The organism is Ferrovibrio sp. (assembly GCF_025869515.1).
Taxonomy (GTDB): domain Bacteria; phylum Pseudomonadota; class Alphaproteobacteria; order Ferrovibrionales; family Ferrovibrionaceae; genus Ferrovibrio.
The window spans coordinates 1-7838 of sequence record NZ_JAOZVR010000061.1; the positions used below are offsets into that span (position 1 = coordinate 1).

The window sequence follows — 7838 nt, forward strand, 5'->3', positions numbered from 1 at the left end:
TAACAGGAGGTCGACATGGCCACGGACGCCATTCGGGTCGCGATTTTGGGTGCCAGCGGGTATACCGGTGCGGAGCTGCTCCGCGTTCTGCTGCGTCATCCGCGCGTCCGCGTGGTTGCCCTGACCGCCGACCGGAAGGCCGGCGAGGGGATCGATACGGTTTTCCCGCAGTTTCTCGGCCTCAACCTGCCCAAGCTGGTGACGATCAAGGAGGTCGACTGGAGCGGTGTCGATGCCGTCTTCTGTGCCCTGCCGCATGGCACCACGCAGGAAGTGATTGCCGGCCTGCCCGAGCACCTCAGGATCGTCGACCTTTCGGCGGATTTCCGGCTGCGCAACCTGGACGAATACGCCCAGTGGTATGGCCATGAGCACCGGGCGCCGAAGCTGCAGGACGAAGCCGTCTACGGCCTGACCGAGATGTATCGCGACAAGGTGGCCAAGGCGCGGCTGGTGGCCAATCCCGGCTGCTATCCGACTTCGGCGCAGCTGCCGCTGATGCCGCTGCTGGATGCCGGCCAGATCGATGCCGACGATATCGTGATCGACGCCAAATCGGGCGTTTCCGGTGCCGGCCGCGCGCTCAAGGAAGGCTCGCTGTATTGCGAGGCGGCCGAGGGTACGCATGCCTATGGCATCGGTTCGCACCGGCATGGCCCGGAAATCGAGCAGATTCTGTCCGATGCCGCCGGCCGGCCGATCGTGGTCAACTTCACGCCGCATCTGATGCCGATGAATCGCGGCATGCTGTCGAGCATCTATGTGAAGATGAAACCGGGCGTCAGCGCCGACGACCTGCGGGCCACCCTGCTCAAGCGCTATGCCGACGAACCCTTCGTGCAGGTGGTGCCGCAGGGCGTGTCGCCGCAGACACGCCATGTGCGCGGTACCAATGCCTGCCATATCGGCGTTTTCGCCGATCGGGTGAAGGGCCGCGCCATGCTGTTCTCGGTCATCGACAACCTGATGAAGGGCGCGAGCGGCCAGGCGGTGCAGAACTTCAACGTGATGTACGGTCTGCCGGAAACCATGGGTCTCGAGCAGATCGCCCTGTTCCCGTGAGTCTCATCCTGCCATTCGGCGACAAGCATCCGGCCATCGCGCCGGATGCTTTCGTTGCGCCGAATGCCACGGTGATCGGCGATACCGAAATCGGCGCCCGCAGCTCGATCTGGTTCGGTGTCGTGCTGCGCGGCGACGTCAACAGCATTCGCGTCGGCAGCGATACCAATATCCAGGACGGCAGCGTGGTGCATGTCACCCGGAACAAGTTCGGCACCGCGATTGGCTCCGGCGTGACCATCGGCCATCTGGCTCTGATCCATGGCTGCCGCCTGGAGGATCACTGCTTTGTCGGCATGCAGGCCACCGTCATGGACGGCTGCGTGATCGAAAGCCAGGGTATGCTGGCTGCCGGCGCCCTGCTGACGCCGGGCAAGCGGGTGGCTGCCGGTGAACTCTGGGCCGGCCGTCCGGCCAGGCTGTTGCGTCGTCTTGATGCTGACGAATTGCGGAATATCACGGAAACCGCGGCGCATTATGCCCGTCTTGGCGCGACTTACCGGACCCAGCTCGCAACCAACCGTTAACACTTTCTTGAATTCCGTTCGTTAACAATCCATCCTTATCAGAATTCCGGCCCGCCGGCCGGTATGCGGATGGAAACATGACGACCGGCGACGCCCAGCACGCTCCCTGGCCCGATGATCTCTACGATCAGATCAAGGCCCATGGCGAATTCCTGTCCGGCCGACTGGGCAAGCTGACGCGTGGCAAGCAGCTCACGCTGGTGGGCGCTGATCTTACCGGTATCAAGCTGGTTGGCATGAACCTGCAGCGCACGGTGTTTCGCGGCTGCCGTTTCTATTGCGCCGATCTGCGCAACTCCGACTTCAGCCAGGCGGTGCTCACCGGCTGCGACTTTTCCGGCGCCGACCTGACCAATGCCCGCTTCGTCTGGTCCAATCTGCGCGGTGCGGATCTGTCGCGGGCCATTCTCAAGGGGACCCGCTTCGAGAATGCCGATATGCGGCCGATGACCGAGCCGCCGGTGCCGCCGCATGGCAAGGGCGGCGTGGTGTCGCTGAGCGAGACCACGCTGCACAATACCAATCTGACGCAGGCCAAGCTTCTGGGCGCCTCTTTTGTCGGCGCCATCCTCGATGGCTGCATCCTCGACAATGCCGATCTGGAAGGCGCGGATTTTTCCTATTCGACGCTCAGCAATGTGCAGTTCAAGAGCGCCAAGCTGCACAACGCCAATTTTCATCTGGCCGATTTTCCGCCCGAACTGTTCCCGCAGCTGCAGGGCAGTGGGGCGCGGGTACCCAAGGAAATAGCGCCCGAGGTGCTGGAACAGGTGGTGCAGGATCACCAGACCTGGATCGAGACCGACGGCCATAAAGGGCGGCGCGCCATCATGGCCGGCTGGTATCTGTCGCGCGCCCATCTGGTGCAGGCCAACCTGAACGGCGCCGATCTGCGCCAGGCCAATCTGTCGAATGCGAACCTGCATGGCGCCAAGCTGATCTGCTCGGATTTGCGCGAATGCAATCTGATGTATGCCAATCTTACCGACGCAGATTTGCGCGGCGCGCTGATCGAAGGCTCGCGTGGCCTTCCGGTCGTGCTGAACGACAAAAAGAACTAGCGTAATTTATCGAGAGGCGATCAGCGCCGGCGCGAGGCGGACGGGCTGCCGCCGGCCGCTCCGGTTTTGCTGAGGCTTTTCAGGGCGCGCAGGATCCGGCGCCAGACCAGCATACCGACAAAATTATTTCCCAGCGTCATTTCAGTCAGCTGGCGATTGGCATGGGCCTCAGCCCCGCGCGCGCCATAATCGGCGATCAGGTCGCGGGCTGTACGCCAGATTTCAGCATCCGAGCTGCTCATGACCGGCACTGTGGTGGCAAAAGGTTAGCGAAGTGTGGCGGAGTTTGGTTAACGCCGTCAGTTATACCACGTACCGCACTTTGCTGACGGCAATCCCTAGGTTGTCCAGGAGGTCTTTCTGCAGCCGATCGGTCATGCCGTGAATACCCTGCGCCAGCACCACGTACATGGCGTCGACATGGATGCTGATCACCTCGAGCTGGGCCTCGTTCGGCAGCGCCAGTTCCGCGATGAAGTCCTTCAGGGATTTGGCCAGGTGGCTCAACAGGGGATAGCCGAAGGTGCCGCCCATGCCTTTGATGTCGAATGCCAGTTCGGCGATCGTGGTCAGGATGAAAATGCGCGACAGCGAATCGTCCTCGGCGGCTTTCACCTGGATGCGCATTTCGCGCAGTTTTTCCAGAACATCCTTCGAGAAGGCATCGGCAGATTCACCGATCACCTTCTCGATACGACCGCGCACTTCTTCGGTCAATGTCAGTTCTAGGCCGGTCGTATAGCTTACCGCGCGCTGTCGCAGGTCCTGCGGCGCCTTGATGAATTTCGGTTGATCGGCCTTGGCCATGCCCAGCCGTTTTCCCCAAGCAGAGTGCCTGAATGCCGCAGGCGTGAATGCCCGCAGTGCGAGTGTTCGCGGTTATATCGGCCGGGGGACGGTCTGTATACAGTCTGGCTGGTTCCAAGACAGAACCGGACTCAGCTGCCGATCAGCCCGCCATCCCGCTTGGTGATCACCACCACCGAAGGACGCGGCGGCATGGCCGGCTGGAAATCCGGCCAGCGTGTGGCGGGGTCTTCGAAAGTCGAACCCTTGCCGCTCTGGGTGAATGTTTCACCGCCGTCGGTCGCCGGATGCTGCACGGCGACGAAGAAAGTTCTGCCGTCCGGAGTAAAGCAGGGACCGCACATCTCGGCGCCGATGGGCACGCGGAAGAACATCTTGCTGAGGCCACGATTGGGGCCTTCGGTTTCCATGGCCCAGACACCGTCAGCGGTACCGCTGGCCTTCTTCCAGGCTTCGCCCTGATCGGTGGTGATCCACAGCCGGCCCTGCGGGTCGACGGCGGCATTGTCGGGGCAGGCGAACCAGCCATTCCTGCTGGTCTGCGGATGGAATTTGGCGCCGGTCCTGGCATCGGCGGGATCGCCGGCCTGCACCAGCAGCGACCAGGCAGCCTTCTGGGCGGCATGGTCGCCGCCCGGCGGCGTCATTTCCAGCACCTGGCCCCATTCATTGGCGGCGCGGGTATTGGCAGCATCGAGCTGGTCGGCCTTGCGCCGGATGTTGTTGGTCAGCATCACGTAGACCTTGCCGGTGACCGGATTGATCTCGATGTCCTCGGGGCGATCCATCCTGGTGGCACCGAGCAAATCGGCTGCGCGGCGGGTCTCGATCAGCACGTCGGCCTGGCTGTTGAATCCGTTGGCGGCTGTCAGCGGTCCCTGGCCGAATACCAGCGGCAGCCATTCCACCGAACCGTCGGCATTGTATTTCGCCACCGACAAGGTGCCCTCATCGAGCAGGCCGAAATTGGCCCGGCGCTCGGTTGCGTTGTAACGGCGGGCGGAAACGAAGCGGTAAACATATTCAAACCGTTCGTCGTCGCCGGAATACAGCACGACGCGGCCGTCGCTGTTGACGATCACCGCGGCGCCTTCGTGTTTGCAGCGACCGAGTGCCGTGCGCTTCTTCGGCACGAATTGCGGATCGTAGGGATCGACCTCGACCATCCAGCCGAAGCGGTTCGCCTCGTTCGGCTCCTTCGTGATGTCGAACCGCTCGAAATGCTGGCCCCAATTATACCAGTTGCCGGGCACTTCGTAGCGCTTGTGGTTGCGCTCCTCGGCATGGCCGGCCTCCGGTTTGCCCCAGAAATAGCCGTGGAAATTCTCTTCCGCCGTCAGCACCGTGCCCCAGGGCGTCACGCCGCCGGCGCAGTTGTTGAGCATGCCGATGACCTGGCGACCGCTCGGATCGGCCTTGGTCTTCATACGGGCATGACCGGCGGCAGGGCCGGTCAGTTCCATCGCGGTGGTGCCTGCATCGATGCGGCGCGCATAGCGGCTGCCGTTCACGACACCCCATTTGCCGGTCGCACTTTTCTCGATCTCGATGATGCTGGCGCCATGCGCCGCCATCTCGATTTCCACCAGCGGGCGGGTCATATCCTTGAACAGCTTGTCCTTGGCTTCCTGCCGGCCGATGCCGGGGAACATCACTTCTTCGCTGGTGTATTCATGGTTAATGAACAGCAGGCCGCGGTTCGAACTGGTGCTGCCCTGCGGCAGCGGCAGAAAGCCGATGAAATCGTTGTTGTAGCCGAACTGCTTCGACTGCGCGGCAGCGGTCTGGCGCTGCGGATCGAAGGCCGGCGCATCGGGCAGGACCGCATCGCCCCAGCGGATCAGGATGTCGGCATCGTAGCCGGGCGCGACATGATGGGTACGATCAACGCCATGGCCGATCTCAGTGAAGGTAAAGCGCGACGCGGCCTGGGCCTGGGCGTCACTGGCCGGCAGAGCCGCAATACCGGTCCCGCCCAGGCCGGCGACGGCGGTGCCGGCCAGCAGTCCCTTCAGCACGTCGCGTCGGCCGTAACGGCGGCCGATCACCTCGGCGATCGTGGTATTGTCGCTAGGGTTGATACCGAGATTCTGGGAGTCTTCATAGGCTTCGCTGCGGCTGAGGCTGCTGGAAGGAGGTTGGGTCATCGGGGCGGAACTCCTGGAATCGGCCGGAAGCCCCGGGAATCAGGGCAGGCTGGTCGCCCAGATGATTAGCCTGCCTGTATGACGGCACGATGAACCCTGACATCGCGCAACCTAACGTATAAAATTCGACTAAAGTCGGAGGCGGTTAACCACGTTGAATACCGCCTTGTCCTGCACAACCGTGTACTCGTTACGCTACACTTGCCGGAACAGAAAAAAACGAACGCTCCGATACAGGAGCGTCGGAAATTCGGAATACAGATTCCGAAGCGGGGAGGGATGATGCGAATGCTTTCCGGTCTGCCGACAGGTCTGCGCATAGGCGTGGCAGTCTGCTGTCTTGCTGTCGCTGGGGCTGGCTGGATTTGGGTCAGCAGACAGGCAGGGGCCGATCTTACGCTTGCCCTCGTCGCCAGCCTGGTCGTCTTCGTCCTGGGGAGTGTCATGATCGTGTCGCTGGCCGGCAGCAATGCCGCCCTGGCCGGGATGCTGCGCAACTGGCCGGCGGCGGCGAAGGTCGACGAGATGCCCGGCAGCCTGCGTGAACCATTGCAGGATATTGCCCGTCGCTGGGCGGATGAGGTGGCGCGCCGTGAGGCTGCGGAACGCCGTCTGGCCGAATCCCAGGCCGAGCTGGATCGCCTGCGGCGCGCCGATAGCGCGGTGATCGGCGAGATTGCCGATCTGTGCGGCGCCATCGACCGCGGTATCCTTGACAAGCGTGTTGCGGCCCATGAGGGCGAAGCCGAGGCGCATCATCTGGCCGAGCGTTTCAACCACATGGCCGAGACGCTCGATGCGGTGATGGGAGACCTCAAGGAATTGTTCGCCCGCATGGCGGAAGGCGACCTGTCGACCGGCATGGACAACAATTTCGGCGGCGACTTTGCGGTGATTCGCGAAGGCACGATGCAGGCCGCCGAACGTCTGGGTGGCGTGATCGGCACCATCGTGCAGGCTGCCAATTCCATCTCCAGTTCGTCGGTGCAGCTCAACCGCGAGGCCAAGGGGCTGGCGGAAAGCGCCGGGGCGCAATCCGACAGTCTCGACCGCACGGCGGCCGATGCGGCGTCGCTCAGCGAAGCGGCGCGGGCCAACGAGGCTGCGGCCAAACGCGCCAGCCAGCGCGCCGAACAGGCGCGGGCAGCAGCGCAAAACGGCGTTCAGGTGGTTCGTCGTTCGGTCGATGCGATGAATGAGATGGCTGAAATGTCGCAACGGATTTCCGAGATCACCTCACTGATCAACGAAATCGCCTTCCAGACCAATTTGCTGGCGCTGAATGCCTCGGTCGAGGCGGCGCGTGCGGGCGAGGCCGGCAAGGGCTTTGCCGTCGTGGCGCAGGAAGTGCGGGCCCTGGCGCAGCGCTCGGCCAATGCATCGAAGGATATCGGTGCCATCATCAAGCAGTCCGACGACAAGGTGAAAACCGGCGTCACGCTGGTGAGTGAAACCGGAAAAGTGCTGAACGGTATCGTCGAGGCGATTGATTCGATGGGCCAGCAACTCGACGAGATCGAGCAGGCCAGCACCGACCAGTCTGGCCGGGTCAACGCGGTGACCGGTGCGATCAGCGAAATCAATGCGGCCACGCGCGGCTATCTGGCGGTGGTGCAGCGTACCGGCACGGCGATCCAGGATATCGACCAGCAGGTGGCCAATCTGGCGACCCAGATCGCCTTCGTTACCACCACGGTGGACCGCCCGTTGCTGGTGGCAGCGAAGGATGCCGCGGCACGGATCAGCGACGCCTTCGAAGAGTCTGTGCGGCGCGGCGAGATCGGCATGGAGGACCTGTTCGACGAGAACTATGTGCCGATCAAGGGGAGCAATCCGCAGCAGTATATGACGCGCTATGTGAAATTCACCGATGCGCTGCTGCCGAAAATCCAGGAGCCGCTTCTCAGTTCGAACCAGAGCATTGCCTTCTGCGTCGGTATTGATCGCAACGGCTTCATCCCGACCCACAACCTGAAATACTGCCAGCCGCAGGGCAGCGATCCGGTCTGGAACACGGCCAACTCGCGTAACCGTCGCCTGTTCAACGACCCTGTGGGTCTGGCCTGCGGCCGCAATATCAAACCCTATCTGCTGCAGTGTTATCGCCGCGACATGGGCGGTGGTGTCTTTGTGCTGATGAAGGACATGTCGGCACCAATCACGGTGCAGGGCCGTCACTGGGGCGGCTTCCGCATCGGCTACAAGACCAACTAACGGCAAAGAAAAAGGGCCGC

7 protein-coding genes are annotated in these 7838 nt (G+C 62.6%); 4 read left to right on the forward strand and 3 right to left on the reverse strand.

Translation table 11 applies throughout. The features are described 5' to 3' along the window. Positions 1–15: 15 nt before the first annotated feature. The 3 genes from argC (at position 16) to OJJ21_RS10310 (ending at position 2650) form a co-directional block, all read left to right on the forward strand. Entirely contained in the window at positions 16–1062 is a 1047-nt protein-coding gene (argC, locus tag OJJ21_RS10300; protein WP_297685846.1) for an N-acetyl-gamma-glutamyl-phosphate reductase, read from the forward strand. Beyond that, complete coding sequence (locus OJJ21_RS10305) at positions 1059–1589, forward strand: gamma carbonic anhydrase family protein (protein ID WP_297685848.1); 531 nt, start codon at positions 1059–1061, stop codon at positions 1587–1589. Before argC ends, OJJ21_RS10305 begins: the two co-directional genes overlap by 4 nt. 77 nt (positions 1590–1666) lie before the next feature. Next, positions 1667–2650 (forward strand): pentapeptide repeat-containing protein, encoded by a 984-nt coding sequence (locus OJJ21_RS10310; protein ID WP_297685850.1) that lies wholly within the window; start codon positions 1667–1669, stop codon positions 2648–2650. Positions 2651–2670: 20 nt separating this feature from the next. Here the strand turns inward: OJJ21_RS10310 and OJJ21_RS10315 are convergent, their stop codons facing one another. From OJJ21_RS10315 to OJJ21_RS10325, 3 genes are all read right to left on the reverse strand, one after another. After that, positions 2671–2892, reverse strand: a complete 222-nt coding sequence (locus OJJ21_RS10315; RefSeq protein ID WP_297685852.1) for a hypothetical protein — start codon at positions 2890–2892, stop codon at positions 2671–2673. Positions 2893–2953: 61 nt separating this feature from the next. Further along, complete coding sequence (locus OJJ21_RS10320) at positions 2954–3457, reverse strand: hypothetical protein (protein ID WP_297685854.1); 504 nt, start codon at positions 3455–3457, stop codon at positions 2954–2956. Between the two features lie 131 nt (positions 3458–3588). Continuing rightward, positions 3589–5604, reverse strand: coding sequence for a PhoX family phosphatase (locus OJJ21_RS10325; RefSeq protein WP_297685856.1), 2016 nt, complete (start codon positions 5602–5604; stop codon positions 3589–3591). A gap of 444 nt (positions 5605–6048) precedes the next feature. Here OJJ21_RS10325 and OJJ21_RS10330 point away from each other — a divergent pair, with 444 nt between their 5' ends. After that, positions 6049–7818 carry a methyl-accepting chemotaxis protein gene (locus OJJ21_RS10330; protein WP_297685858.1) on the forward strand — a complete coding sequence of 590 codons (1770 nt, stop codon included), beginning with the start codon at positions 6049–6051 and terminating at the stop codon, positions 7816–7818. Positions 7819–7838 lie beyond the last annotated feature (20 nt).

Bases quoted from the DNA above. Each gene is read 5' to 3' on its own strand.
- argC (WP_297685846.1), top strand. From the start codon at position 16: ATGGCCACGGACGCCATTCGGGTCGCGATTTTGGGTGCCAGCGGGTAT.
- OJJ21_RS10310 (WP_297685850.1), top strand. From the start codon at position 1,667: ATGACGACCGGCGACGCCCAGCACGCTCCCTGGCCCGATGATCTCTAC.
- OJJ21_RS10315 (WP_297685852.1), bottom strand. From the start codon at position 2,892: ATGAGCAGCTCGGATGCTGAAATCTGGCGTACAGCCCGCGACCTGATC.
- OJJ21_RS10320 (WP_297685854.1), bottom strand. From the start codon at position 3,457: ATGGCCAAGGCCGATCAACCGAAATTCATCAAGGCGCCGCAGGACCTG.
- OJJ21_RS10325 (WP_297685856.1), bottom strand. From the start codon at position 5,604: ATGACCCAACCTCCTTCCAGCAGCCTCAGCCGCAGCGAAGCCTATGAA.
- OJJ21_RS10330 (WP_297685858.1), top strand. From the start codon at position 6,049: ATGATCGTGTCGCTGGCCGGCAGCAATGCCGCCCTGGCCGGGATGCTG.